Source organism: Pseudonocardia yunnanensis, from assembly GCF_039534065.1.
Taxonomy (GTDB): domain Bacteria; phylum Actinomycetota; class Actinomycetes; order Mycobacteriales; family Pseudonocardiaceae; genus Pseudonocardia; species Pseudonocardia yunnanensis.
In genome coordinates, this window is the sequence record NZ_BAAAUS010000007.1 from 138,104 (window position 1) to 162,022 (window position 23,919).

Here is a 23,919-nt window from a genome sequence, read left to right on the forward strand (position 1 = left end):
TGGCGGCGTGCGCGATGACGACGGCTATCTGCTGGCCAATCGACAGCATGAGGCGGGCGTGCGGTTCGACGCGCTCGCCCACCTGTTCGACGCGACGACGTTCCGGCATCTGCAAGGGCTGGGCGTGCAGCCGGGGTGGCGGTGCTGGGAGGTCGGCGCGGGCGGTCCGTCGGTGCCGCGGTGGCTCGCCGAGCGCGTGGGCCCGGGCGGCCAGGTGGTCGTCACCGACATCGACACGTCGTGGCTGGACGAGGCGTTCGACGACGTGGGCGAGGCGGTCGTGGACGTGCGATGCCACGATGTCGGCGCCGACCCCGCGCCCGCGACGGGCCTCGACCTCGTGCACGCGCGCCTGGTGCTCACGCACGTCGCCAGCCGGGAGGAGGCGCTGGCGTTGATGGTCGGGGCGCTGCGGCCCGGCGGTGTGCTGCTGATCGAAGAGGCGGACCCCGGGCTGCAGCCGTTGCTGTGCCCCGACGAGTACGGGCCCGCGCAGCAGCTCGCCAACCGCCTCCGCCACGGGTTCCGCAGCCTGATGGCGGGCCGCGCCGCCGACCTCGCCTACGGTCGCACGTTGCCGCGGCTCCTGCGCGAGCTCGGCCTCGTCGAGGTTGGAGCTGACGCGTACTTCCCGATCACCGATCCCGCGTGCACGGTGCTCGAGCGCGCCACCGTCGAGCAGATCCGCCACCGGCTCGTCGCCGCGGACATCGCCACCGACGCGGACATCGACCAGCACCTCGCCAACCTCGACGCGGGCCTGCTGCCCGACCTTGCGACGTCGCCGCTGGTGTCGGCCTGGGGGCGTACGCGGGCCTGACCGCTCGCGACGGCCCAACCGGAAATCTTGATACTCCTCGGCGCAGCCGGGCTGCTGTATCCGCCCACCCGCGTCGCCGCCGCGGTATGCCTTCTCGCGCTGATGGTGGTGATGTTCCCGGCGAACGTCTACGCGGCGCGGATGCCGAACCCGCCCAAGTCCATGGCCGGCCGGCTGGATCTGCGCACGGCCGAAGAGATGCTGTACCTAGGGGCCGCTCTCGCGGTCGGTTTCGGCAGCATTCAATAGCCACGCGTAAGACGCGCTGTTACGCCATCGCCGCGGTTGCGACGTAGTCGTCGGCGTCGGTGCTCATGGCGATGTCCCGCTGGCTCTCGAACTGTTCGAGGCGCTGGGTCAGCGCATCGTGAACGCGGGCATAGGCATCGGAGCCGAGTAGCCGACGGCGCGGGGGACAGGGGAGTTGGGCGAGGTCGATCATCGCGCGGGCGACCTTGGTCTGGTCGCCTGCCATCTGCTCGAGGGGAATGTCGCCGCGAATGACGGCCGGGTTGTCGGCGTAGGCCGGGTGCGGGTTCGCGTGCACCACGGCGTCGTAGAAGGGCGTTCGGATCATGCCCGGTTCGACCAAGGTGGTGTGGATGCCGAAGGGCTCCACCTCGGGGGCGAACGCGTCGTAGAAGCCTTCGATGCCCCACTTGGTGGCGTGGTACAGCGAGAAGCCGGGGAAGGACATGTGCCCACCCATGCTCGAAAGCTGCAGGATGCGGCCGCCACCCTGGGCGCGCAGGTGGGGCACGACGGCGCGGGCGAGCTGGATCGAACCGGTGAGATTCGTGGCGATCAGGGTGTCGATGTGGGTGTCGGTCAACTCCTCGGCAGTCCCGATGACGCCGCTGCCCGCGTTGGACACGACGACGTCGATCCGGCCGAGCTCGGCGAACGCGGCGTCGACGACCTCGCGGATCTGCGCGGTGTCGGTGACGTCGAGCGCGCGGACCCACAGCCGGTCGCCGTGCCGGGCCGCGAGATCGTCGAGACGCGTGGGGGTGCGCAGGGTCGCGGCGACGCGGTCGCCGCGCTCGAGAAGCAGTTCGGTGAGGGTGCGGCCGAAGCCGCTGGAGGTGCCGGTGATGAACCAGGTCGTGGTCATGCGCTCGACGGTAGGTCGGAGCAAGCGATCCCACCAGCGAAGGTCTCGCATCTGAGGCATGCGTAGCGCGCATGAGTCAGACTGGCGTCATGGACAGCGGTGGGTGGGATGGCTGAGTTGACCCTGGTCGGCCTGCGGGTGGTGAAGGAGGTGGCGGCCCGCGGCTCGTTCACCGCCGCGGCGGACGCGCTGGGCTACACGCAGTCCGCGGTGTCGCGGCAGGTGGCGGCGATGGAGGACGTGGCAGGCGCCCCGCTGTTCGAGCGACTGGCCCGTGGGGTTCGGCCGACCAGGGCCGGTGTCGTGCTGCTGCGGCATGCCGGCTCGCTGCTCGACCGTGCCGACGCCGCATTGCTGGAGCTGGGCGGACTTCGGCACCGCTTGGAGGGGCGGGTCGCGCTCGGAGCGTTCCCGTCCGCGCTCGGCGTGCTCGTGCCGCGCGCGCTGGCGAACTTGCGCCGACGGCATCCCGCCGTCGTCACGATCCTGCGCGAGGGATCAACGCCGACGCACCTGCGCCGCTTGCGGGCGGGGCATCTGGAGGCTGCCGTGATCGCGGTCGGCGCGGACCTGCCGCCCTACCGGCTCGACGATCTGCGCATCGACCTGCTGATCGAGGGTGGGCTCGTGGTGGCGGTGCCCGAGACGCACCGTCTGGCCAGGCGTGGCACCGTCGACGTCGCCGAGTTGGAAGGCGAGGCGTGGATCGTCGGCGATGGTGGTGACGGCCCCCAGTTCGGCGTCTGGCCAGGCCTGTCCGACACCTCGCGGATCGCGTACACGGTGCGGGACTGGACCGCCCGGCTCGGTCTCGTCGCCGTCGGGCTCGGGCTGGCCGTCATCCCCACCCTGGCCGCGGACACGGTGCCGTCCGGGGTCCGCCTGATCGCCGTGGACGACCCGCGACCGGTCCGTCGCTCGGCCGTCGTCGTGACCCGGCCCGACCGATCGCCGAGTGTGGACGCTCTCGTCGGAGCCCTGCGGGAAGAAGGCTCGGCCATCGCGACCTCGGTCGGGCAATCCGGTCCGTGACACGGCCTTTCACCGCACCGTGTGGGCTGCTGTCAGCCCTTGGCGATCTCGTCGAGGAGCGCGGCCAGCTCGGCGGGACGGGACAGGAACGGCGAGTGGCTGGTGGGGATCCGGTAAGTGGTCTTGGCGCGGGAGGCCATCTGCTCCTGCAGCTCCACCGGGAGCGACGCGTCCTGCTCGGTGACGATGTAGGCGGACGGGACGGTGTGCCACGCGGCCCTGGTCACGCGGTCGGCGAACGGCTGGTGGAGTTGGTCGACGAGCCGGCTGACGGCCAAGTCGGCCACCGGCTCGGGGACGTCGGCGTAGAGCTGGGCCCGTGGGTCCGAGCCGATCGGGAACAGGCCCTCCGCCGAGTCGGGGGCGGGAGCGCCGTGCAGGGTGTACATCGACTCGTCGACGTCCGGGACGTAGGCGGCCAGGTAGACGAGGCGCCGCACGTCGGGCAGGCCGGCCGCGCCCTCGGTGGCAGGGATGCCGGCGTACGAGTGGGCCACGACGACGACCGGACCGCCGATTGCTTCGATCGCTGCGCGGATCGCCTCGGCGTCTTCTCGCAGGCCGCCACGCGGGTCGGGGCCGGTGGTGGGCAGCTTCACCGCACGGCTTGCGTAGTCGAGGGCGTCGAGCTCCCCGCGCAGTAGATCCCAGGTGGACGGGAGGTGCCAGGCGCCCGGAACCAGGACGAATGCGGGCCGCTGAACCGTCATAGGGCTTCCCCGATCATTGGACAGCATGTCCGGACACAGTGTATGAGGATCAACCCGCACGCCACCGGCCGACCCGTGGCTGGTTATTCGGCCAGTACGTCGCCCCGTGCGGTTCTGCGGTAGAGCACTGTTCTGGTGGTTCGGGTCCGCGATACGAGTCCGCTCGCGTGCAGGACGGACAAGTGCTGGCTGACGGCCCCGGGAGTGAGCCCCATCCGGCGGGCGAGATCGGTCGTGGTGGCCGGCTCGGCGAGGGTGCTGAGGATGCCGGCGCGGGTCCGGCCGATCAGGGCGGCGAGTGCATCGGGCGGTGGTGGTGGAGCGGCCTCCCACAAGGTGGCGACGCCTCGGACCGGATAGGCGATCATCGGCTGGTACGGCTCGCCCGCGAACCCCGGCTTCCGGCGACCGGTCAACTTGCGCACCCACGGCCACCCCATTGCGTGTGGCACCAGGGTCAGCCCGGTTCCCGACAGCTGTCCGGTGTACTCGAAAGGATCGGCCGCGGTCAGCTGGTCGCCGTCGAGAGTGACCGTCTCGTGCAGGTCGTCGAACAGCGCGTGCAAGCCGCCGCCGGCGAGTCGTTGTGACCGCCACAGCACGTCGGCGTCGAGGAGGCGCAGGATGCGGGGCCAGTGCTCGGCCATCGCCACGTCCCAGTACCTCTGGAGCGTGTCGACGATGCGGATGAGGGCGGCATCGGGGTCCGCCCGGATCCGGTGCGCCACCTCCTCGGGCACGTTCGGAACGTCGGCGATGTCGCTGATCACCCGCTGCGGTTCGGTACGCAGGACCGCGTCGAGTTCGGTGGCGATGTCGGGCTGTGGTTCGGATGGCGCCGGGGTGATGAAGTCGGCGATCCACCCGTGCACCGGAGCGATCGCGAACACCTCGGCGAGATCGAGATCGGCCACCGAGGAGCGGGTCGCACGCACCCAGGGCAGGTGCAACGAGTGCTCGCCCGGCGCGCGCAGCACCACCAGGCTGAACACGAGCTCGAACAGCGGCGAGAACGCGAACCTGATCCGCGCGACGTCCTCCGGCAGCAGCCGCCACACGATCATCGAGTCTCCACGCTGGTTCCGTCCGCGGGTCGAGCCTTTAGTTCTGGCTAAAAGTATCGGTGGATCGCGACGCACCGGCCAAGGTCGGCAGCGGCGCCGGACGGCGGCGCCGGCAGATCGAGGAGGCTCGCAATGGGCAAGATCGTGCTGGATGTGTCGATGTCCTTGGACGGGTTCACGACCGGGCCGAACGTCCGCGACGAGGAGCCCATGGGTGACGGCGGCGAACGGTTGCACGAGTGGCACGCCGGCAAGGGGCCGAACGGCGAGGTCGACCTGGCCGTCTCGAGGGAGCTGAACGCGACGGTGGGCGCCGCCCTCATCGGACGGCACACCTTCGACCTCGGCCTACGCCCGTGGGGCGGTACGCCCTGGCCTGGCGTCTCCACCTTCGTGGTCACCCACCGGACTCGGGAGGACCTCCTCGGTGACAACGGCGGGACGTTCACCTTCGAGGGGCTGCAGGACGCGGCCCGGCACGCCACGGAGGCCGCGGGTGACAAGGACGTCCGGGTGCTGGGTGCAGAGGTCGCTCGGGCGTTGCTCAGGGCGGGCCTGCTCGACGAGGTGTTCATTCACCTCGTCCCTCTGCTGTTGGGGGAGGGCACCCGGCTGTTCGCCGGGGAGCGTGCCGAGTTGATCCCGGTGGGTGAACCCGTCGCGGGCTCCGTGACCCACCTGCGCTACCGCGTCCGGAAATGACTGATCAACTTACGACGACGAATCACAGGCACGGCCGTGGCGCGCCGTCGTCGTCGGCTCCCCTCTCGAATGACCGGCCGATCGACCGTCACTCTTGCCACACGGTTCGGAGCTCGACCTCAGTTCACCGACACACTGTTACAAATACTAATTGCCAAAAAGGGATAAAGGCATAATTTTCCCAATCGATGAAGCGCGGATAAGACGATCGCGGCGTCTTCGCCGAGCTCGCCAGGCGCGACTCCACGGAAGGTGTGTCGCCGTCGTCCGGCGTCTCGGTCCGCGTTGTGATGTGGGTCAGCCCGGAGACGGCGTTCTGCCTCTCTGGTGGAGCGGGGCCGGCAACCGGTTCGCCTCAGAGGGCGAGCGTGGCGCCGTAGCCGGTCAGCACAGCTTCGAGCGACAGCATCTGCTCCAGCCCTGCCCTGCCGACCTCCAACGTGCTGGGATCCCCGGGGACGGCGTCGGTGTCGAGGAGGGGGGCCACCGCGGAGTCGCGTCGCTTGATCAGCGCGGTGACCTTGGTGCGCAGCATCTCGTCGTAGGCCGCGTCCTGGGTAGCCGGGTAGGGGCTTTTGACCCGTTGCACCACCGACTGCGGCAGCAGGTCCGCGGTGGCGGCCCGCAGCAGACTCTTCTCCCGCCCGTCGAAGGTTTTCTGCGCCCACGGGGTGCCGAACACGTATTCGACGAGGCGGTGGTCGCAGAAGGGCACGCGGACCTCGAGACCCACGGCCATGCTCAGCCGGTCCTTGCGGTCGAGCAACTGCGGGAGGAACCGGGTGAGGAAGAGGTAAGAGATCTCGCGCATGCGCCGCTCGTGCGGGTTCGCCGCTATCGGGCCGGTCAGCTCGGGCACCTCCGCGAGCGCCCTGCGATAGTGGTCGTCGACGTAGCCGGGGAGGTCGAGCTTCTGGAGCAGTCCGCGGTCCAGGAACTGGCGTACGTCGGCGACGCGAAATGAAGCGCCGATCAACCACGGGAACGTGTCCGCCGCGACCATCTTGGGATCGTGGAACCCCACATAGCCACCGAACACCTCGTCGGCCGACTCCCCGGACAGAGCCACCGTCGAGCCCTGCCGAACTGCCCGGAACAGCAGGAAGAGAGAGGTGTCGCCGTCGCCCATCGTGGTCGGCACGTCGCGGGCACGCCATACGGTCGCTCGCACCTCCGGGTCCATGAGCTCGGCAGAGGACAGGGTGATGTCCGTGTGGTCGGTGCCGACGAACTTCGCCACTTCCTGCACGTACGGTCCGTCGGGTGTGCCGCGGATCGCGGTGGGCTTGAAGTTGTCGGTGTAACCGACGAAGTCGACGGCGAAGGACCGGATCCGCTCCTCGCTGAAGCGGGCGGCCAGCGCGGTCAGGGCCGAGGAGTCGAGACCGCCCGACAGCAGCGTGCACAGCGGCACATCGGAGATCAGCTGTCGTCGGACCGTGTCCTCGAGCAGCTCACGAACATGCCGGACCGTCGTGGGCACATCGTCGGTGTGCCCGGTGTCGGCCAGCTGCCAGTAGCGCAGCTCCTCGATGCCCTCTCGGGTGACCCGGATGATGTGGCCGGGTGGCACCTCGCGCATGCCGCGGAACACGGCGTTGTGCGGATCGGCGACGAACCCGAGCACCCGGCGCAGCCCGTCGGCGTCGATGACCCGCTCCGCGCGGGGGTTGGCGAGAATCGCCTTGGGCTCGGAACCGAACAGCACTCCCTGCTCGGTGGGGTAGTAGTAGAGCGGCTTGACGCCGAGCCGGTCACGCACGAGCAACAGCTCCCGGGAAGCGGGATCCCAGAGGGCGTAGGCGAACATCCCGTTGAGCTCGCGCACGGCGTCACGCGGGTCGCGCCTGCCCCACTCGCGGTGGGCCTGCAGCACCACCTCGGTGTCGCTGCTCGTGTCGAACCGGCGGCCCGCCCCGGCCAACCGCTCGCGCAACTCGCGGTAGTTGTAGGTCTCGCCGCTGTAGACGAGCACGGAGGCGGTGCGGCCGCCCTCCTGAAGCGTCATCGGTTGCCGGCCGCCCTGGATGTCGATGACGGCGAGCCTGCGGTGTCCGAGGCCTACCGGGCCGTCCACCCACGTTCCCTCGTCATCGGGCCCGCGGCAGGCCATCGTCGCCGTCATGTCCGCTAACGCCCGCCGCGCGTCGGGCGCGGTCAGGTCCCGTTCGTAATCCACCCACCCGCAGATTCCGCACATATTTCGCCCTCCCCATATTGCGTTAGGGCAACGTTGCGTCGCGCGATTGCTTCGCGCAACGCGGTACGTGCGGTTTGTGGCAGCTAGATCAGTTCTGTTGCTGTGGCGTCTGTCTCCGGATCATCGCCGGCATCGAATCCGGGATCATCGGGTGCTGTCATTTTCTCCCGGATGTGCGGAGTCGGGCGAACATCAGCATCGAGGTTTTAGCACGGAGACGCGATGACAACGGCGTGAACAGGCGGTGGACGACGGCACTGCTCGACTCCACGGACACGGTTCTCGCAAGACCCCTCCACCTGCGAGAACCGTGTCCGGACCACGACCGGGTCGGCCGCTCGGAGCAGATCGAGGAATCATTCGAAAACTGCCCTGGACATCCAGCATTCGGTGCCTGGATCGCTGTCTCGGCACGTGTGATAAAGCGTGGGTCGCGTTCTTGTGCGAGAGATTGTCGGTCAATGTCTTGCCGGCCATGGAGAGGCCGAGAGACCGACAGGTAGTTCGACGTGGATCGAGGTGCCGACGGCCACGGGGCTCACAACTGTCATCGTCCCGCCGAGTGCCTCGACGCGATCCTTGAGGCCCATGAGTCCCGAGCCCCTGGCCGGGTCGGCCCCGCCGATACCGTTGTCACGGATCACGAGGTCCAGAACGCCGTTCCGAGTTCGGACATCGAGCTCGGCCATCGACGCGTCGGCGTGCTTGGCGGCGTTGGCGAGCGCCTCGGAGACGACGTAGTACGTCGCGACCTCGATGCCCTCCTCGAATCGGCCGTTGATTTCCACCCTGAGCTCGACAGGCACCGCCGAGCGACGGGCGAGTACCTGTAGGGCCGGTTCGAGGCCGCCCTCGGAGAGGATCGCGGGATGGAGGCCGCGGGAGAGCTCCCGCAGGTCCTCGAGCGCGCCGGCAAGCCCTTTGCCGATGTGGGCCAGCTGTTCCCGCAGGTCCTCGTGACCCTCCGGCGTCATTGCCTCCGCATTCTGCAGCTCCAGCGCCAGCAAGACGATTCTCTGCTGCGCTCCGTCGTGGAGGTCGCGCTCGAATCGCCGGCGCGCCTCGTCAGCGGCCTTCACGATCCTGGCCCGCGACGCCGCCAGCTCATTGCGGCTGTCCGCGTCGGCGAGCGCTGTGGCGAGAAGGTCGGTGGGGCCGCGAACTGTGACCTGCCGGGAGATCAGCCTGCTCTTGTTCATGCGGATATGACGAGAGTGACCGACTATCTGTGACAAGCGGGAGATGTTCGCAGGTCACACGATGGCCGTTCAGACGGGCGGTTCGCCCTGTGACGCACATCTACCGAGCGCGAAACCTGTCACACCACCGGCGTTCGATCTCGTCTACAGCCGTGAGCAGGCCTTCGCAACGAGCACCCATGGACCAGCTTCACCTGGATCCTCTCGTACGGAGCGCTGACGACCTGCTTATCAATGATATCGCCGAGCATCGAGGAGAAACCTGGTGTCCGAAGTTCTGATCATTGGTGGCGGGTTCGCGGGTGTGTGGTCCGCGGTAGCTGCGGTCGGCCAGCGCCGGGCGGCAGGAGTGCCCGAGTCGGACATGCGCGTCACGCTCGTCAGTGCGGGGGATGACCTCGTGATCCGACCGCGCCTCTACGAAGCCGATCCGGAGCGGATGCGTCTTTCGCTCGACCGGGTTCTCGGTCCGATCGGCGTCCGACGGGTGGCGGCGACGATCACGGGAATCGACACCGAGAATCGGGAGGTCATCGGGATCGGGCGGGACGGAACCTCGACGGTCCTGCCCTACCATCGGCTTGTTCTGGCCACGGGCAGTCACGTTGTCCGTCCCTCGTTGCCGGGAGCCGAGTACCTGTTCGACATCGACACGCTCGCCGGAGCTGCGGCTCTGGATGCCCATCTTCAGCGGCTTCCGAGTAGGCCGGATTCCGAGGGCCGCTTCACGGTCGTCGTGGTGGGTGCGGGTTTCACCGGCATCGAGATCGCGACCGAGCTGGGCTGGCGGCTGCGGGCCGTCGCGGGGGACACGGAGCAGGTTCGGGTCGTCCTCGTCGACCGCAACGAGAATGTCGGGCACGAGCTCGGCGAGGGTCCGCGACCGCAGATCCTCGAAGCACTGAACGAGCTCGGGGTCGAACGACGACTCGGAGTGAGCCTGCAGTCTGCGACACCTGAGGGAGCGCGGCTCTCCGACGGATCCGAGATCGCAGCAGCGACCGTCATCTGGACGGCCGGAATGGTCGCCAGCCCGCTGACCGAGCAGGTTCCCGCGCCCCGGGACCGCCTGGGACGCCTGGCCGTCGACGACTTCCTCCGAGTCGTGGGGGTGCCCGGCGTCTACGCGGCGGGAGACACCGCAGCACCGCTCGTGGAGGAGGGGCAAACAGTGACCCAGAGCTGCCAGTACGCCATGCCGCAGGGCCACTTCGCCGGCGTCAACGCGGCCGCGGACCTGCTCGGCACGAAGCAGATGGTCTTCGCGCCACCCGCGTATGTGACGTGCCTCGATCTCGGTCCGGCCGGCGCAGTCCTGACCACAGGGTGGACGCGAAAGGTCGTCGCGACCCGCGATGACGCCAAGAACGTCAAGCAAATGATCAACGCTGAGCTGATCTATCCGCCGACCGATGACGCCGAGACAATTCTGGCGTGGGCGAACGAGGCTCCGACCTTGCCGTTCATGTGATCACCGCCCGCCGCACACACCGGTTGGCCACCGCACACATGTCCGAATGTGTGCACGGTGGCCACGAGGTGTGTGGGGCGGCGACAGCTATTCGCGGTGGACGTGGGGTGCGTCCAGCACCTCGGGCAGGTCGAACGCCGTGACCGGTGGCGGGGTGTCGCATCGCTCGATCTCGACCAGGCAGGTCTGCGCGGCCGGGCACTGGGTGAGCCTCGAGGTGCCCTGGTCGGACGTCACGACGTTCGGGTTGCCGTGCTTTTCCAGCGTGCCGGCCACGCCGGGCTCCAACGGGTCGTACCACGCGCCCGTAGGTATCTGTGCCACACCGGGCAGCAACGTGTCCGACCCGACGATCCGCACGCCGGCGATGAACGCGCCGCGGTCGTTGAACACCCGCACGACGTCGCCGCCCCGCAGATCGCGGCGGGCGGCGTCCTCGGCGTTGATCAGGATCGCCTCTCGGCCCGACACCTTGGCCGCGCGGGACAGCGTCGAGTTGTCCAGCTGGCTGTGCAGCCGGTGCGTGGGCTGGTTGGTCAGCAGGTGCAGCGGGTAGCGGACGGCCCGCGGACTGCCCAGCCACTCCGCCGGTTCCAGCCATGTCGGATGCGGTGGGCAGTCGTCGTAACCGAACGCCCGGATCGCTTCACTGACCAGCTCGATCTTCCCGGACGGCGTGTTCAGCGCCTGCCCGGCGCGGAAGTCGGCGAGCAGCGTGGCGGGTTCTGCCAGCATCGGGAACTCGTACGAGCCGCTCGCCCAGAACTCGTCGAAATCCGGTGGGTCGAACCCCCGGTCCTGGGCGGTGGCTCGCGCCTCGTCGTACATGTATCGCAGCCACTGCATCTCGGTCCGGCCGCAGTGGTATTCCGCACCGAACCCGAGCCGGTCCGCGAGCTCTCCGAAGATGTCGACGTCGTTGCGCGCCTGCGCATACGGCGCCACCACCTGCTGCATGGCGATCCAATAGCGGCTGTGCTCGGCCGCTGCGATGTCGTTGCGCTCCATCGTGGTGGTGGACGGCAGCACGATGTCGGCGAACTTCGCCGGCGGGCTCCACCACGGCTCGTGCACGATCACCGTCCCGGGCTGCTGCCAGGCGGTGACGAACCGGTTGAGGTTCAGGTTGTGGTGGAAGGGATTCCCGCCCGCCGAGTAGATCAGCTCGGTCGGTGGCAGCCGAATCAACCTGCCGTCGTGCTCCAAGGTCTCGCCGGGTCGCAACAGCAGTTCGTGCACCTGCCCGACCGGGATCTTCACCGCTACCGGGTTGGGCCCCAGCGGCAACTTCGGCCGGGGAATCCCTGCCGGACAGGGCAGCGCGATGCCGCTCATGGCGCCGTGCCCGAGGCTGAACCCGCCGCCGGGCAGGCCGATCTGGCCGAGCATCGCGGCCAGGGCGACAGTCGCCCACACCGCCTGCTCGCCGTGGTGGGCGCGCTGCACCGCCCACGCCGTGTTGACCAGGGTCCTGGTGTCCGCCATCCGGCGTGCCAGCGCCTCGATCGTCGACGCCGGCAGGCCCGTCACGCGGGCCGCCCACCCGGCGTCCTTGGCGACGCCGTCCTCATCGCCGGTGAGATAGCGCTCGAACTCGGCGTAGCCCGTGCAGTGCGTGTGCGTGAACCCCCGGTCCACCAAGCCTTCGGCGACCAGCGTGTGGGCCAGGCCGAGCATGAGCGCCACGTCGGTGTTGGGCCGGATCGGCAGCCACTGCGGCGCGACCTCGTCGGGGACGTCGTGCCGGTAGGGGCTGACGCACACCACGTCGACCCCGGCCGCGCGCGCCCTTCGGAACCACTCGGCGTTGTCGTGGTTGACCGCGCCACCCGAATCGATCTGCGCGTTCTTCAACGACGCGCCACCGAACATCACGAACAGCCGCGTGTTGGCCACCACTTCCGGCCACGGCACCACCAGCCGGCTGACGTCGGAACGGCCGAGAATGTAGGGCATGACGCCCAGTGCAGCGCCGAAGCTGTGGTTTCCGATCTTGTCGGTGTAGCCGCCGAACAGCCCGAGGAATCGCTTCAGCACGCTGGGGGAATGGTGCAGCCGCCCCGCGCTGGCCCAGCCGTACGAGCCGCCGTACAACGACTCGTTTCCACCCGCAGCCCTGGCCGCCAACAGCGCGTCGACCACCAGGTCGAGCGCGGCGTCCCAGCTGACCGGAACGAACGGCTCAGCACCCCGCTGCTCCCGGCTGACGGCACCCGAGCGCAGGTAGCCCTCGCGCACGTAGGGCCGGTCGATCCGTAACCGGCCCCTGACCACCTCGGGCAATGCGGCCTGGATGGGCGACGGGTCGGGGTCGAACGGCACACCGCTGGTGGACACCACCTCGCCGGTGTCGCGGTCGGTCTCCACCCGGTACACGCCCCAGTGCGAAGCGGTCTGAGTGGTGCGCGTGCGTCGTACGGCCATCGTGCGAATCTCCTGTCCGGCCGAAATGGCTCAGCGGTAATGCGGCTCTGACGACGGTTCCGTGTCACCTGGGCAGGTTTCCCGGAGTCACCGACCCCCTTTCAAAGACGGGATTGCGTTCCCCATCTGTGACAGCGTGCCGCGCTCCGCGGCCCCGGACGGCCGTCGCTTGCGTCACACGGTGCGGCGCGATCGAGCGGATGGGCGCCCGGGCCGGCCCAGGGATCCGACCGGGGACTTCCACAGGGCCAACCGCCGCTTCGCCCGACGACGATGGTCGGCACCGCCGGATCGGCGCTCGCATGCGCGACATCGATTCGGCCCAGCCGCCGTCGATCACTGACGCAGGCCGGCGGCCACACATCGGCTCAAAGGCAAACACATGACCACAGGTATCCGGACGGCCTCAGCCGTCGCCCTCCTCGACGAACCCGTCGTCGGATGAGCGGCGGGCTCTCGTCGACCGAGGTGGATGCCGCACGCCGGCGCTTCGAACAGGACCAGGACGACGCCGAGTACGTCGAGTTCACCTACGCGATGGAACGCATCGGGGGTGGCCGCCGCTGGCGACGGCAGCGGCGGCGTCTGCTCCGGACACGCGGGCTCGAGCTCGGCGAACCACCGTTGAGCTGATGATCTCGGTCATCGGTCCCGCGGCGGCCGCCGTCAGCTCGCGGGACTCGATCGCCGGAGCGTCTCGGTTCGGGCGTGGCCGAAGTACATCAGCTCCCAGATCGCCTCCTCGGTGAACGTCTCGACGGTCTCGCCGTTCTTGTGGTGCTCGATCGTCAGGTCGCCGGTGAAGCGGAGGTAGGCGCCGTCGACGCCGCTCAGCCGCGCGGCGATCTTGCGCCAGCCCTTGATCTGCTCGACGAAGGTGTTGGCGACCAGGTCGCGCTGCTTCGTGAAGGTGACGACGTAGCCGTCGTCGCCGTCGTCGTAGTGGTATCGGGTGGTGCGGGCCACGGGCTTGCCGGTCTTCTCGTCGAGGTAGGTGTCGAGTGCCTCGAAGCGGATCCGCGACGCGTCGTCGGCGACGACGCGGCCGTCGCGGGCGAGCATGAAGATCGGGATCGGCTCGTAGCCGTACTTCTCGTGGGCGGTGACGTACGAGGCGATCACCGAGTAGGGACCGGCCTGACCGCGGGCCCAGTACCAGTCGTTGATGATCGACATCATCCCGACGTTGCCCCAGTTGTGGTCGTGGTAGCCGACGCCACTGATCTCGGTGCGCACGCCCGCGACCTCGTAGGATCCGCGGACCGTCCCCTGCGGGACGGCAGGGAGCCAGGAGAACTCGAGATCCTGCTCTTCCCCGAAGACCACGTAGCCCGTGTGCGGGCGCCACGGCCGGATCTCGGCGTCGAGGGTGACGTCGACCCGCACGCCGCCGACGTCGGCCCGGATCTCGTAGTGGGCGAGGTCGCCGGAGAAGACGTTGCCGGCGATCCGCACGTCGGCGCGTTCGGTCCGGGCCGAGAACGACGTCGCGGGAAAGCTCTGGATGACGTTGTGCTGGTGGCCGCCGGGCACGTCGAGGTTCAGCCGGATCATCGGGCTCAGCGGCTTTCCCGGCGTGGACAGGTCCTTCGTCATGAAGATGACGACGAGCGTGGCGCCGTCGTCGAGGTGGGCGTCGAAGTACCACCACTCGTAGGTGCCCCGGCGCCCGTCGGTGCGGGCGCCGTCCTCCCACTCCGCGACGACGTCCGGGCGGATGCCGATGCGTCGGTAATCGGCGTCGGTGCGGGCGATGCCTGCCTGCTGGGCCATGTGTCCGTCCCCTTCCGGTTCTGTTACCGGAGAGGACGACGCAGCTGCCGAGATCGTGAGGAGTCAGTTCCAGAGAGTCAGCTTCTCGGGATTGAGGACCATCCGGACGTCCGTGACCCGGTCCATGGCGACCTCGAGCGTCACGACGCCGACCACCCGGCCCTCGACCCACAGCGCGAAGCCGAGGCCGTCGGGGGTCTCCAGCTCGAGCACGTCTGTCGCAGGGTTCTTCCTCAGCGCGCCGAGCAGGAATCGGGCCACCTTGTCCGAGCCGCGAACCGGGTGCAGGGCCGCCCGCACGAGGCCGCCGCCGTCGGAGCGGAGAACGACGTCCGGGTCCAGCGCCGTGACGAGCCCGGTGAGGTCGCCCGCCCGCGCCGCCGCGGCGAACGCGCGAACGGCCGCGTCGTGCGCCGCTCGGGGGACCCGGCCGCTCCGGGCGCCGTGCACGCGTCGCCGCGCCGAGGCGGCGAGCTGGCGGCAGGCGGCGGTCGTGCGCCCCACGACCTCGGCGATCTCACCGAACGGCATCGCGAAGACGTCGTGCAGCACGAACGCGACCCGCTCGGCCGGGGTCATCGACTCCAGCACCACGAGCAGGGCCGTGCTGATCGAGTCGTCCAGGGTGGCCCGGTCGGCCGGGTCGTCGAGCGTCGGGTCGGTGAAGGCGAGGGAAGGCACCGGCTCGGGCAGCCACGGGCCGACGTAGCGTTCCCGCCGCACCCGGGCCGAGCCCAGCACGTCGAGGCACACGCGGCTCGCGACGCGTGTCAGCCAGGCGCGGGGGACCTCGACGGCGTCGCGTTGGGTCTGGCTCATCCGGTACCACCGGATGTAGGTCTCCTGGACGGCGTCCTCCGCCTCGGCCACGGTGCCGAGCATGCGAAACGCCAGCGACAGCAGATGCCGCCGCTCACCGATCACCTCGGCGTCGATCTCCTGCGCGGTCATGGTGATCTCCCTCCGTCACTGTGACGGAGCAAGGCCCGGACGTCGGGCGCCTCACGTCCGGGTGGGCTGCTCCGTCCTGTGGGCATGCGAATCTTGCTTGCTGGTGGAACCGGCGTCATCGGATCCCGGCTCCTCCCCGAGCTCGTCGCCGCGGGGCACGAGGTGGTCGCGACGACCCGCCGTGAGGACCGGCTCGCGCTCCTTTCGAGCCTCGGTGCCCGCGGGGTACTCCTCGATGTCCGTGACGCGGTATGGGTGGCCGCCACGCTCGCCGAGGCGGCGCCTGATCTCGTCCTGCACCAGCTCACGGATCTGAGCGGCAACGACCGGGAAGCCAACGCTCGGGTCCGCCGCGAGGGCACCGCGAACCTCGTCGCCGGTGCCACGGCCGCGGGCGTCGACCGGATGATCGTGCAGAGCATCACCTGGGTCTTCCCGGACGGCGACACCCCGGCCACCGAGGACGACCCGATCGTGCCAGGCACGGCCGTCGACGTCATGGAGGGCCTGGCCCGCTGCCTCCCGCGCGCCACCGTGCTGCGCTACGGCATCCTCTACGGGCCCGGGACCTGGTACGCGCCCGGCGGGCTGATCGCGGCTGCGGTGTCCGCAGGGCAGGTGCAAGCGAACCCCGCGATCACGTCGTTCGTGCACGTCGACGACGCGGTCGCGGCGACCGTGCAGTCCCTGGACTGGCCCGACGGGACCTACCACGTCGTCGACGACGAGCCCGCGCCTGCGACCGAATGGCTGCCGGTCTACGCGACCGGCATCGGTGCGCCCGCGCCGCAGACGGCGCCGCTCCCCGAGGGTGCCCCCGTCGGTCGCGCCGTCTCCAACGCGAAGGCCAGGGCAGCGGGCTGGACGCCTGCTCACCCGAGCTGGCGCGCGGGCTTCCGCCGGCCGGGCGGGTGACGGCCCGTTCCATCAATGCGGAGTGGAGATCCATCCACCGGTCGACGACGCCGAGACGAGCCTCCGGCACGCCGGTCACCGCATCACTCGGCCGATTGCGGCCGTCTCCGAGCACCGCGCCACCAGCGCGGTCAGCAGTTGCAGATCAACAACACGAGAATGCGTCGAAAGTAGGTACCTGACATGAGTTCTCCTGAGCTCGAGACCCAGATCAAAGTGCTCGATGAGCACGACATGTCGGAGCTCCCGTCGGCCGGACACATGATGACCGCGGTCGTCGAGATTCCGCCGAACAACCCCGGATCGCGGCCGCACCGGCACTCCGGCCCGGTTTACGGCTACATGCTGGAGGGCGAGATGATCTTCGAGCTGGAGGGAGATGCACCGGTCGTCATCCGGCAGGGCGACACGATCTGGGAGCCCGGCGGCGACCGGATCCACTACCAGGCAGCGAACCCTGGTGACGTCTGGGCACGATTCGTGGTCGTCATGGCCTGCAAGCCCGATGAGCCGATGCTCACCTACGTCGAGCCCGAGGAGTTGGAGGCGCGCAAGCACCTCCGCCACCCCGGACCGGTGGTCGACCCACAGGCGAAGCCCTAGCGGTCCGGCGCCGGTGACCTGTAATTCCCGGCGGGTCCACGCATGATCCGGTGGGTCGGGGGAGCACCCGGTCGCTCCTCCGACCCGCCGGCCACGAAGTCCGTGCTCAGCACAGATATGCGGGGATGGACGCGGTTGTCGTGTGGCAGAAGCCACTGCTATCTACGACCGCAGAACTGCGGTCGGATGTCACAGATGGGGGGCGCAGTCTCGTCATAACTGAAAGCCGGTGACGTCAGGTCGCCTACAGGAACAGTGAGGAGTAGTCATGTCCGTTGACCACTCGCACCACATCGACGACCCGAACCGAACGACGCCCGCGCCGCAGTTCGAGGTCATCAGCTCCGTGCCGACTCCGCCATTGCCCGATTCCTCCGAGGTGATGACCCTCCTCGTCAAACTGCCTGCGGGCAGCGCCGGCAACCCGCCCCATCGGCACACCGGGCCTGCCTTCGGCTACGTGGTTCAGGGCGAGATGATATTCGAGCTGGAGGGCGAGCCCCAGCGTGTCGTGCGCGCCGGCGAGAGCTTCTGGGAGCCGGGTGGCGACGTGATCCACTACCAGGACGGCAACAATCTCGCCGACGTCGAGACCCATTTCCTGGTCACCATGTTCTGCGTACCCGGTCAGCCGATGCTGATCCCGGTGGGCGCTGACGAGCTCGAAGAACGCCGGTCCCGCCGCGCCCCTCGACCGTGACGCTCCCGTACACGTCAGGAGAACCGGTACGAACCGGAGGGGCAAGCGATGGCGATTCATCCGCGAGAGCTCCGGCAATGTCTGGGGCACTTCACCACAGGGGTCACGGTGATCACCTGCCGTGGCGACGACGAGGCACCACACGGGGCGACGGTGAACGCGTTCACCGCGGTGTCCCTCGAACCCCCGCTGGTACTGGTGTCGCTGGACCGGCGGTCGAAGGTCTGTGGCCTGGTCGAGTCGCGACCGTTCACGGTCAATGTGCTCGAAGCGGCGCAGAAGGACCTCGCGCTGCACTTCGCCGGCCGGCCCAACCAGGACGTGGCATGGGCGGCGGACAGCGACTGCGGCTCTCCGCGACTGGGTGGGACGCTGGCGCATATTTCGTGCGTACCGTGGCAGCATTACGACGGCGGTGACCACGTGCTTTATCTGGGCGAGGTGCAGGAGTTCCGGATCTACGACGGACGGCCCTTGCTGTTTCACACCGGAAAATTCCACCATCTCGGCGGCAATCACGACCCGCTGCTCTGGGACGACTCCGCCGACGGACCCGGCGGAATTTCCTGGTTCTCCTCCGCCGGCTGCTGACGCGGGAGTCGTCAGCACCGAACCGGCACCGCATTTCGGACGCCGGCGGCTATCGACTGGTATATGAGTCACCCTGGAATGAGGAACGCATGACCTTACAACAGGATTCGGTCCCAACCCCCACCAGCGCCGATGGCCGGGCAACCCGCCCGATGACCGGCGACGAGTACATCGAGAGCCTGCGTGACGGGCGCGAGGTGTATCTCTACGGGGAGAAGGTCGCCGACGTCACCACTCATCCGGCGTTTCGCAACGCGGTGCGGATGACCGCCCGGCTCTATGACTCGATGCACGACCCGGCCAAGGCCGAGGTGCTCACCACGCCGACCGACACCGGCAGCACCGGGGTCACGCACCCGTTCTTCCGGACGCCGCACTCGGCGGAGGACCTCAAGGCCGACCGGGACGCGATTGCCGAGTGGGCGCGGATGACCTACGGCTTCATGGGCCGTTCCCCGGACTACAAGGCGGCGTTCCTGGGCACGCTGGGCGCGAACTCCGAGTACTACGAGCCGTACGCCGGCAATGCGCGGCGCTGGTACGAGGAGTCCCAGGAGAAGGTCCTGTACTGGAACCACGCGATCGTCAACCCGCCGGTCGACCGGCACCGCGACCCGGACGAGGTCTCCGACGTGTTCATGCACGTGGAGGAGGAGAACGACAAGGGTGTCGTCGTCTCGGGCGCGAAGGTCGTGGCCACCGGGTCGGCGATCACCCACTACAACTTCCTGGCCCACTACGGTCTGCCGATCAAGAAGCGGGAGTACTCACTGGTCTGCACCGTGCAGATGGGCACACCCGGGATGAAGCTGATCTGCCGGCCGTCGTACGCCCAGCAGGCCACCGTGATGGGCAGCCCGTTCGACTACCCGCTGTCCTCGCGGATGGACGAGAACGACACGATCTTCGTGCTCGACAAGGTCCTGATCCCGTGGGAGAACGTGTTCAGCTACGGGGACCCGGAGAAGGTCTCGACGTTCTTCCCCGGTTCGGGGTTCCTGCAGCGATTCACCTTCCACGGCGTGACGCGTCTGGCGGTCAAGCTCGACTTCATCGCCGGGCTGCTGTTGAAGGGTGTGGAGGTCACCGGCAGCAAGGACTTCCGCGGTGTGCAGACCCGCGTCGGTGAGGTCATCGCCTGGCGCAACATGTTCTGGGGTCTGTCGGACGCGATGTGTGCCAATCCGAACGAGTGGGTCAACGGTTCGAAGCTGCCCAACGTCGACTACGGGATGGCTTATCGCTGGTTCATGACGCTCGGGTACCCGCGCGTGCGCGAGATCATCATGCAGGACCTGGGCGCCTCGCTCATCTACCTGCCTTCGCACAGTGCCGACTTCCTGTCCCCGCAGGTGCGCCCCTACCTGGACAAGTACGTGCGTGGCTCGAACGGCTACGACGCCGTGGACCGGGTCAAGCTGATGAAGCTGATCTGGGACACGATCGGCTCCGAGTTCGGCGGTCGCCACGAGCTCTACGAGCGCAACTACTCGGGCAATCACGAGGGCGTGCGCGCGGAACTGCTCTTCGCCGCCGAGCAGTCCGGCACCGCGAACGCGATGAAGGGCTTCGCCGAACGGTGCATGGCCGAGTACGACCTCCACGGCTGGACCGTGCCCGACCTCATCAACCCGGGTGACAGTCAGGTCGTCGGCCTGCTCGATCGGAAGGGGAAAACCTCGACCTGACCCCTCACGGACCAGACCCACCACCGAACCAGATCCAGATCCAGATCAGAAGCTGCCCATGACCACGAGACGGAATCCACCAACCGGCGCAGGATCAGGCAGCTCGGCGACCGAACCGTTCCTGGCGAGCCTCCAGCACGCCGACGCCGACGCCGACCCCGAACGGGTCAGCGCGATCGTCTCCGCGATCCTCGCCGCCATCCACGACGTCGTGCTCGAGCACGACGTGACCTACCCGGAGTTCACCGCCGCACGGCTGTGGCTCACGGACCTGGTCGAGCTGTGCTGACCGAGGACGACCTCGACAGGAGTCGGTTCCCGACCCGATCGGCAACAACGACGTTGTGTCCCAGCTCTGCCGCTGACGCGTAACCACAAGGAGGACACATGACCACGACCAAGCCAGACGTCAGCCCAACGGCTGCCGGCTCCGGCGCAAACGCCTCGGAGGCGGCGCGCGCCAGTGCCGCACGCCACGGCCAGGCCGAGTCGTCGCAGGAGCGGCTGAACACGGTCGCCCATGACGTGATCGACGCGGTGAACGCCGTCATCCGCGAACACCAGATCACCTACCCGGAGTTCCAGGCCGCCAAGCGCTGGCTCATGGAGGTCGGCGAGCACGGCGAGTGGCCATTGTTCCTCGACGTCTTCGTCGAGCACGTGGTCGAGGAGGTTGCGGCAGAGTCGCAGCACGGAACCGTGGGCTCGATCGAGGGGCCGTACTACCTTCCCGGCCAGAAGCGCTTCCCTGCTGTCACCACGCTCCCGATGCGCGACGACGAGCCGGGCACTCTGCTGGTGTTCGCTGGGCAGGTCCTCGACCTCGCGGGAGCGCCGCTGCGGAATGCCGAGGTCGACATCTGGCAGAACGCCGCGGACGGGTTCTACTCCGGCTTCGCCCCTCACCTTCCGGAGGGATTGCTCAGAGGCGTCGTCACCGTGGACGAGGACGGGCGTTTCGAGATCACCACGATCCTGCCCGCCCCGTACCAGATCCCGACAGACGGACCGACCGGGAAGCTGATCAAGGCCGCCGGATGGCACGCGTGGCGCCCGGCACACCTGCACCTCATGGTCCGGGCCGAGGGATTCCGTCAGATCACGACACAGCTCTACTTCGCCGGCGGCGAGTACATCGACGGCGACGTCGCCTCGGCCGTGAAGGACGACCTGATTCTCGACCCGAGTCCCGGTCCCGACGGCCGCCTCCGCGTCGATTACGACTTCGTGCTCGAGCGCTCTTGACCTTTTTCCAGGGCCGGCCCCGCACCCAGCCCGGGGTCGGCCCGCCCCTTGAGAGGCATCCGAAAACGTGAGCGACGATCTGCGGATCGACCGTGTCGAGACCGTACTGGTGGACATCCCGCTGCGCAGGCCCCACCGGTTCGCACGGGTGAGCATGGACGCCCAGCCGGTGCTCTACGTGTTCGTCCGCACCGCAGGCGGCGTCACGGGCACGGGGGAAGGCGTCGTTCCGGCAGGTCCGTGGTGGGGCGGCGAGTCCGTCGAGACCATGCAGGTGATCATCGAGCGGTACATCGCCCCCGTGCTGCTGGGACGGCGGGTCGACGACGTTGCCCGGCTACTGCGCGACGTCGCCGACGTCGTCGCGGCGAACCTGTTCGCCAAGGCCGCGGTGGAGGTCGCACTGCACGACGCCTGGGCGCGCTGCCTCGGTGTCCCCGTCCACACACTGCTCGGCGGCCTGGCCCGCACCTCCGTTCCCGTCACCTGGGCGCTCGGCGCCGAGGCCGCCCCGATCGTCGTCGAGGAGGCGCTCGGCAAGCTCGACGCCGGCCTGCACCACTCGTTCAAGCTCAAGATGGGCGCCCAGGAACCGGCCGCAGACGTCGACCGAGTCGAGGCCGTCGCCGAGAAGCTGGTGGGTGTCGCGGGCGTCCGGGTGGATCTCAACGCGCGCTGGGACCGGCTCACCTCGCTCACCCATCTGCCCCGGCTGGCGGAGGCGGGGGTCGAGATGGTCGAGCAGCCTGTTCCGGGACATGACGTCGAGGCGCTCGCGGAGATCAACGCGGTCCTGCCCGTTCCGGTCATGGCGGACGAGTCGTTGCGGACGCCGTCCGACGCGCTGCGCATCGCCCGACTGCGTGCCGCGGACATCCTCGCGGTCAAGACCACCAAATGCGGCGGCTTGCGTGCGAGCGTGGAGATCGCCGCGATCGGAGCCGCGGCGGGGATCCCGTCGCACGGGGCGACGTCGATCGAGTCGCCCATCGGCACTGCCGCCTCACTGCACTTCGCCTGCGCCGCGCCAGGTGCGAGCTGGGGCAGCGAGCTCTTCGGACCCTTGTTGATGGCCGAGGAGATGGCCATCGAGCCGCTCCGCTACGCGGACGGCCATCTCCATCTGCCCGACGGCCCGGGTCTCGGCGTCGAACTCGACCCCGACAAGATCCGCGCCTTCCGGAGGGCGGCCTGAGTCCGTGCTCTTCCACGTCACGATGGACGTCGACATCCCCCACGATCTCGATGCCGGGGCCCGCGTCGAGGTCCTGGCCAGGGAGAAGGCCTACTCCCGTGACCTCCAGACGCAGGGTAAGTGGATACATCTCTGGCGGGTCGTCGGGCAGTACTCCAACGTGAGCATCTTCGACGTGGAGTCCTCCGACGAGATGCACGACATCCTGTGGAACCTGCCGCTGTTCGAGTACATGACAGTCCGGGTCACCCCGCTCTGCAGGCACCCCTCCGCTCTGAGCGTCCCGTGACACCCGATGCGCCGGCTGAGAGACGACCGATGACGGCCACCATGTTCCATCCCGCCCCGCGCACCATCAGGTGTTGGTACGGGACCGACCGCATCCCGTCGCAGTGGGGCCGCTCCGTGGTGGTGCTCGGGGTGTTCGACGGGCTCCACCGTGGCCACGCGCGTCTCCTCGACCACGCGGCCGAGGTGGGTCGGCGCCGACGCAGGCCCGTCGTCCTCACCACGTTCGACCCGCACCCGGCAACGGTCGCCGGACCGCCGCGCGACACCGCCCCACTGGTGAGTCTGGATCGCCGGGTCGAGCTTGCGCACGAGTACGGGGCCGATGCCGTGCTCGTTCTGTCCTTCGACACGACGATGGCCCGCACACCCGCCGTGGACTTCGTGCACGACGTCCTCGTCGGGTCGCTGCGCGCCACCGACGTCGTCGTCGGCGCGAACTTCCGCTTCGGACACCGAGGGGCCGGCGACGTGCGGCTCCTGACGCACCTCGGTCTGCGTCACGACTTCACCGCCCACGGAGTCGACCTCGTCCCGGGCTGCTCGTCCACCCGTGTCCGCGAGCTGCTCCGGGCCGGTGACCCGGCTCGGGCCGCGGAGGTGCTCGGCCGCCCGCACGTGGTGCGGGGCCGCTGCGTCGACGGGCTGCTGCGGACGTCGACCATGCTGCCCGCCCCTGGCCGCTATCGGGTGCTGGTGCGTGGCCACGAGACCGCCGCCGAGGTCAGGGCGGACGGCACCGTGCTACTGCACGTCCCACTCCCGACCGTCGAGATCGACCTGACGTTCCTGGACCGGGTCGCACCCTCTCCCTGACTTCTCCCGGCCGGCTGCTGAAAGCAGAAACCGCCATTTGCCTCCGCCGACTGACCGGTCCTTGAAACTGCTGAGCAACTGGATCCCGGCCGACCCGCTTCCGCCTCGTACCGTACGAGCCATGACGATCGGTAGTAGTCGCGACTACTGAGTCGGCTCCCACCGTCTGAGCTCGCTCGACCTCAGCGGCAATTGGATGATCGGGAGAAGTGATGGCATATATCAACGAGGACGTCCGGAACATCGTGGCACAGGCACAGCTGTCGTTCGTGGCGACCATCGATCCGGACGGCTCGCCCCGCCCGTGCTGTCACCGGCATATACCTTCCAAGCAAAGGATGAACAGGAAGTGGCGGAATCGTCGGCCCGTGCCTACGGTCTCGGGTGAAGAGGGCAACGTGACCGCAGGTCCACACGG

At 68.8% G+C, this 23,919-nt stretch carries 24 protein-coding genes; 16 read left to right on the forward strand and 8 right to left on the reverse strand.

What is annotated here, in order from left to right:
• Window positions 1-7 precede the first annotated feature (7 nt).
• Both ABD743_RS09960 and ABD743_RS09965 read left to right on the forward strand, forming a co-directional pair.
• Window positions 8-820: a class I SAM-dependent methyltransferase gene (locus tag ABD743_RS09960; RefSeq protein ID WP_344720999.1), complete on the forward strand. Its 813-nt coding sequence runs from the start codon at window positions 8-10 to the stop codon at window positions 818-820.
• Window positions 821-847: 27 nt separating this feature from the next.
• Window positions 848-1,069: a DoxX family protein gene (locus ABD743_RS09965; protein ID WP_344721001.1), complete on the forward strand. Its 222-nt coding sequence runs from the start codon at window positions 848-850 to the stop codon at window positions 1,067-1,069.
• A 19-nt stretch (window positions 1,070-1,088) separates the two neighbouring features.
• On the opposite strand, the gene ABD743_RS09970 is transcribed toward ABD743_RS09965, so the two are convergent.
• Window positions 1,089-1,934 (reverse strand): SDR family oxidoreductase, encoded by an 846-nt coding sequence (locus ABD743_RS09970; RefSeq protein WP_344721003.1) that lies wholly within the window; start codon window positions 1,932-1,934, stop codon window positions 1,089-1,091.
• 108 nt (window positions 1,935-2,042) lie between these two features.
• Between ABD743_RS09970 and ABD743_RS09975 the strand changes: the two genes are divergently transcribed.
• Complete coding sequence (locus ABD743_RS09975) at window positions 2,043-2,966, forward strand: LysR family transcriptional regulator (protein ID WP_344721004.1); 924 nt, start codon at window positions 2,043-2,045, stop codon at window positions 2,964-2,966.
• Between the two features lie 32 nt (window positions 2,967-2,998).
• Here the strand turns inward: ABD743_RS09975 and ABD743_RS09980 are convergent, their stop codons facing one another.
• Both ABD743_RS09980 and ABD743_RS09985 read right to left on the reverse strand, forming a co-directional pair.
• Entirely contained in the window at window positions 2,999-3,676 is a 678-nt protein-coding gene (locus ABD743_RS09980; RefSeq protein WP_344721006.1) for an alpha/beta hydrolase, read from the reverse strand.
• 83 nt (window positions 3,677-3,759) lie between these two features.
• Window positions 3,760-4,740, reverse strand: coding sequence for a DUF5937 family protein (locus ABD743_RS09985; protein ID WP_344721007.1), 981 nt, complete (start codon window positions 4,738-4,740; stop codon window positions 3,760-3,762).
• A gap of 132 nt (window positions 4,741-4,872) precedes the next feature.
• Between ABD743_RS09985 and ABD743_RS09990 the strand changes: the two genes are divergently transcribed.
• Window positions 4,873-5,442: a dihydrofolate reductase family protein gene (locus tag ABD743_RS09990; RefSeq protein WP_344721009.1), complete on the forward strand. Its 570-nt coding sequence runs from the start codon at window positions 4,873-4,875 to the stop codon at window positions 5,440-5,442.
• 355 nt (window positions 5,443-5,797) lie between these two features.
• Here the strand turns inward: ABD743_RS09990 and asnB are convergent, their stop codons facing one another.
• Window positions 5,798-7,642: an asparagine synthase (glutamine-hydrolyzing) gene (gene asnB, locus ABD743_RS09995; RefSeq protein WP_344721011.1), complete on the reverse strand. Its 1,845-nt coding sequence runs from the start codon at window positions 7,640-7,642 to the stop codon at window positions 5,798-5,800.
• A gap of 458 nt (window positions 7,643-8,100) precedes the next feature.
• Complete coding sequence (locus ABD743_RS10000; protein ID WP_344721012.1) at window positions 8,101-8,841, reverse strand: sensor histidine kinase; 741 nt, start codon at window positions 8,839-8,841, stop codon at window positions 8,101-8,103.
• A gap of 265 nt (window positions 8,842-9,106) precedes the next feature.
• Here ABD743_RS10000 and ABD743_RS10005 point away from each other — a divergent pair, with 265 nt between their 5' ends.
• Window positions 9,107-10,312: an NAD(P)/FAD-dependent oxidoreductase gene (locus ABD743_RS10005; protein WP_344721014.1), complete on the forward strand. Its 1,206-nt coding sequence runs from the start codon at window positions 9,107-9,109 to the stop codon at window positions 10,310-10,312.
• An 87-nt stretch (window positions 10,313-10,399) separates the two neighbouring features.
• On the opposite strand, the gene ABD743_RS10010 is transcribed toward ABD743_RS10005, so the two are convergent.
• Complete coding sequence (locus ABD743_RS10010; protein ID WP_344721016.1) at window positions 10,400-12,736, reverse strand: molybdopterin-dependent oxidoreductase; 2,337 nt, start codon at window positions 12,734-12,736, stop codon at window positions 10,400-10,402.
• Window positions 12,737-13,177: 441 nt separating this feature from the next.
• Between ABD743_RS10010 and ABD743_RS10015 the strand changes: the two genes are divergently transcribed.
• Window positions 13,178-13,369, forward strand: coding sequence for a hypothetical protein (locus tag ABD743_RS10015; protein ID WP_344721018.1), 192 nt, complete (start codon window positions 13,178-13,180; stop codon window positions 13,367-13,369).
• Window positions 13,370-13,402: 33 nt separating this feature from the next.
• On the opposite strand, the gene ABD743_RS10020 is transcribed toward ABD743_RS10015, so the two are convergent.
• Window positions 13,403-14,509, reverse strand: coding sequence for a lipocalin-like domain-containing protein (locus ABD743_RS10020; RefSeq protein WP_344721019.1), 1,107 nt, complete (start codon window positions 14,507-14,509; stop codon window positions 13,403-13,405).
• 63 nt (window positions 14,510-14,572) lie between these two features.
• Window positions 14,573-15,460, reverse strand: coding sequence for an RNA polymerase sigma factor SigJ (sigJ, locus tag ABD743_RS10025; protein WP_344721021.1), 888 nt, complete (start codon window positions 15,458-15,460; stop codon window positions 14,573-14,575).
• Window positions 15,461-15,544: 84 nt separating this feature from the next.
• Between sigJ and ABD743_RS10030 the strand changes: the two genes are divergently transcribed.
• The 10 genes from ABD743_RS10030 (at window position 15,545) to ABD743_RS10075 (ending at window position 23,501) form a co-directional block, all read left to right on the forward strand.
• Window positions 15,545-16,375: an NAD-dependent epimerase/dehydratase family protein gene (locus tag ABD743_RS10030; protein ID WP_344721023.1), complete on the forward strand. Its 831-nt coding sequence runs from the start codon at window positions 15,545-15,547 to the stop codon at window positions 16,373-16,375.
• 183 nt (window positions 16,376-16,558) lie between these two features.
• Window positions 16,559-16,978, forward strand: coding sequence for a cupin domain-containing protein (locus tag ABD743_RS10035; RefSeq protein ID WP_344721025.1), 420 nt, complete (start codon window positions 16,559-16,561; stop codon window positions 16,976-16,978).
• 268 nt (window positions 16,979-17,246) lie between these two features.
• Window positions 17,247-17,678 (forward strand): cupin domain-containing protein, encoded by a 432-nt coding sequence (locus ABD743_RS10040; RefSeq protein WP_344721027.1) that lies wholly within the window; start codon window positions 17,247-17,249, stop codon window positions 17,676-17,678.
• A gap of 48 nt (window positions 17,679-17,726) precedes the next feature.
• Window positions 17,727-18,269: a flavin reductase family protein gene (locus ABD743_RS10045; RefSeq protein ID WP_344721029.1), complete on the forward strand. Its 543-nt coding sequence runs from the start codon at window positions 17,727-17,729 to the stop codon at window positions 18,267-18,269.
• An 89-nt stretch (window positions 18,270-18,358) separates the two neighbouring features.
• Window positions 18,359-19,957: a 4-hydroxyphenylacetate 3-hydroxylase family protein gene (locus ABD743_RS10050; protein ID WP_344721031.1), complete on the forward strand. Its 1,599-nt coding sequence runs from the start codon at window positions 18,359-18,361 to the stop codon at window positions 19,955-19,957.
• Between the two features lie 58 nt (window positions 19,958-20,015).
• Window positions 20,016-20,246: a dioxygenase gene (locus tag ABD743_RS10055; protein WP_344721033.1), complete on the forward strand. Its 231-nt coding sequence runs from the start codon at window positions 20,016-20,018 to the stop codon at window positions 20,244-20,246.
• Between the two features lie 98 nt (window positions 20,247-20,344).
• Complete coding sequence (locus tag ABD743_RS10060; protein WP_344721035.1) at window positions 20,345-21,202, forward strand: dioxygenase family protein; 858 nt, start codon at window positions 20,345-20,347, stop codon at window positions 21,200-21,202.
• Window positions 21,203-21,269: 67 nt separating this feature from the next.
• Window positions 21,270-22,397 (forward strand): muconate/chloromuconate family cycloisomerase, encoded by a 1,128-nt coding sequence (locus ABD743_RS10065; RefSeq protein WP_344721037.1) that lies wholly within the window; start codon window positions 21,270-21,272, stop codon window positions 22,395-22,397.
• A gap of 4 nt (window positions 22,398-22,401) precedes the next feature.
• Window positions 22,402-22,686: a muconolactone Delta-isomerase gene (catC, locus tag ABD743_RS10070; protein WP_344721039.1), complete on the forward strand. Its 285-nt coding sequence runs from the start codon at window positions 22,402-22,404 to the stop codon at window positions 22,684-22,686.
• Window positions 22,687-22,715: 29 nt separating this feature from the next.
• Window positions 22,716-23,501 carry an adenylyltransferase/cytidyltransferase family protein gene (locus ABD743_RS10075; protein WP_344721041.1) on the forward strand — a complete coding sequence of 262 codons (786 nt, stop codon included), beginning with the start codon at window positions 22,716-22,718 and terminating at the stop codon, window positions 23,499-23,501.
• The last annotated feature ends 418 nt before the right edge of the window (window positions 23,502-23,919 follow it).

Coding starts and splice junctions, on each gene's coding strand:
- ABD743_RS09970 (WP_344721003.1), bottom strand. CDS start 1,934: ATGACCACGACCTGGTTCATCACCGGCACCTCCAGCGGCTTCGGCCGC.
- ABD743_RS09975 (WP_344721004.1), top strand. CDS start 2,043: ATGGCTGAGTTGACCCTGGTCGGCCTGCGGGTGGTGAAGGAGGTGGCG.
- ABD743_RS09980 (WP_344721006.1), bottom strand. CDS start 3,676: ATGACGGTTCAGCGGCCCGCATTCGTCCTGGTTCCGGGCGCCTGGCAC.
- ABD743_RS09985 (WP_344721007.1), bottom strand. CDS start 4,740: ATGATCGTGTGGCGGCTGCTGCCGGAGGACGTCGCGCGGATCAGGTTC.
- ABD743_RS09990 (WP_344721009.1), top strand. CDS start 4,873: ATGGGCAAGATCGTGCTGGATGTGTCGATGTCCTTGGACGGGTTCACG.
- asnB (WP_344721011.1), bottom strand. CDS start 7,642: ATGTGCGGAATCTGCGGGTGGGTGGATTACGAACGGGACCTGACCGCG.
- ABD743_RS10000 (WP_344721012.1), bottom strand. CDS start 8,841: ATGAACAAGAGCAGGCTGATCTCCCGGCAGGTCACAGTTCGCGGCCCC.
- ABD743_RS10010 (WP_344721016.1), bottom strand. CDS start 12,736: ATGGCCGTACGACGCACGCGCACCACTCAGACCGCTTCGCACTGGGGC.
- ABD743_RS10015 (WP_344721018.1), top strand. CDS start 13,178: ATGAGCGGCGGGCTCTCGTCGACCGAGGTGGATGCCGCACGCCGGCGC.
- ABD743_RS10020 (WP_344721019.1), bottom strand. CDS start 14,509: ATGGCCCAGCAGGCAGGCATCGCCCGCACCGACGCCGATTACCGACGC.
- sigJ (WP_344721021.1), bottom strand. CDS start 15,460: ATGACCGCGCAGGAGATCGACGCCGAGGTGATCGGTGAGCGGCGGCAT.
- ABD743_RS10030 (WP_344721023.1), top strand. CDS start 15,545: ATGCGAATCTTGCTTGCTGGTGGAACCGGCGTCATCGGATCCCGGCTC.
- ABD743_RS10035 (WP_344721025.1), top strand. CDS start 16,559: ATGAGTTCTCCTGAGCTCGAGACCCAGATCAAAGTGCTCGATGAGCAC.
- ABD743_RS10040 (WP_344721027.1), top strand. CDS start 17,247: ATGTCCGTTGACCACTCGCACCACATCGACGACCCGAACCGAACGACG.
- ABD743_RS10045 (WP_344721029.1), top strand. CDS start 17,727: ATGGCGATTCATCCGCGAGAGCTCCGGCAATGTCTGGGGCACTTCACC.
- ABD743_RS10050 (WP_344721031.1), top strand. CDS start 18,359: ATGACCTTACAACAGGATTCGGTCCCAACCCCCACCAGCGCCGATGGC.
- ABD743_RS10055 (WP_344721033.1), top strand. CDS start 20,016: ATGACCACGAGACGGAATCCACCAACCGGCGCAGGATCAGGCAGCTCG.
- ABD743_RS10060 (WP_344721035.1), top strand. CDS start 20,345: ATGACCACGACCAAGCCAGACGTCAGCCCAACGGCTGCCGGCTCCGGC.
- ABD743_RS10075 (WP_344721041.1), top strand. CDS start 22,716: ATGACGGCCACCATGTTCCATCCCGCCCCGCGCACCATCAGGTGTTGG.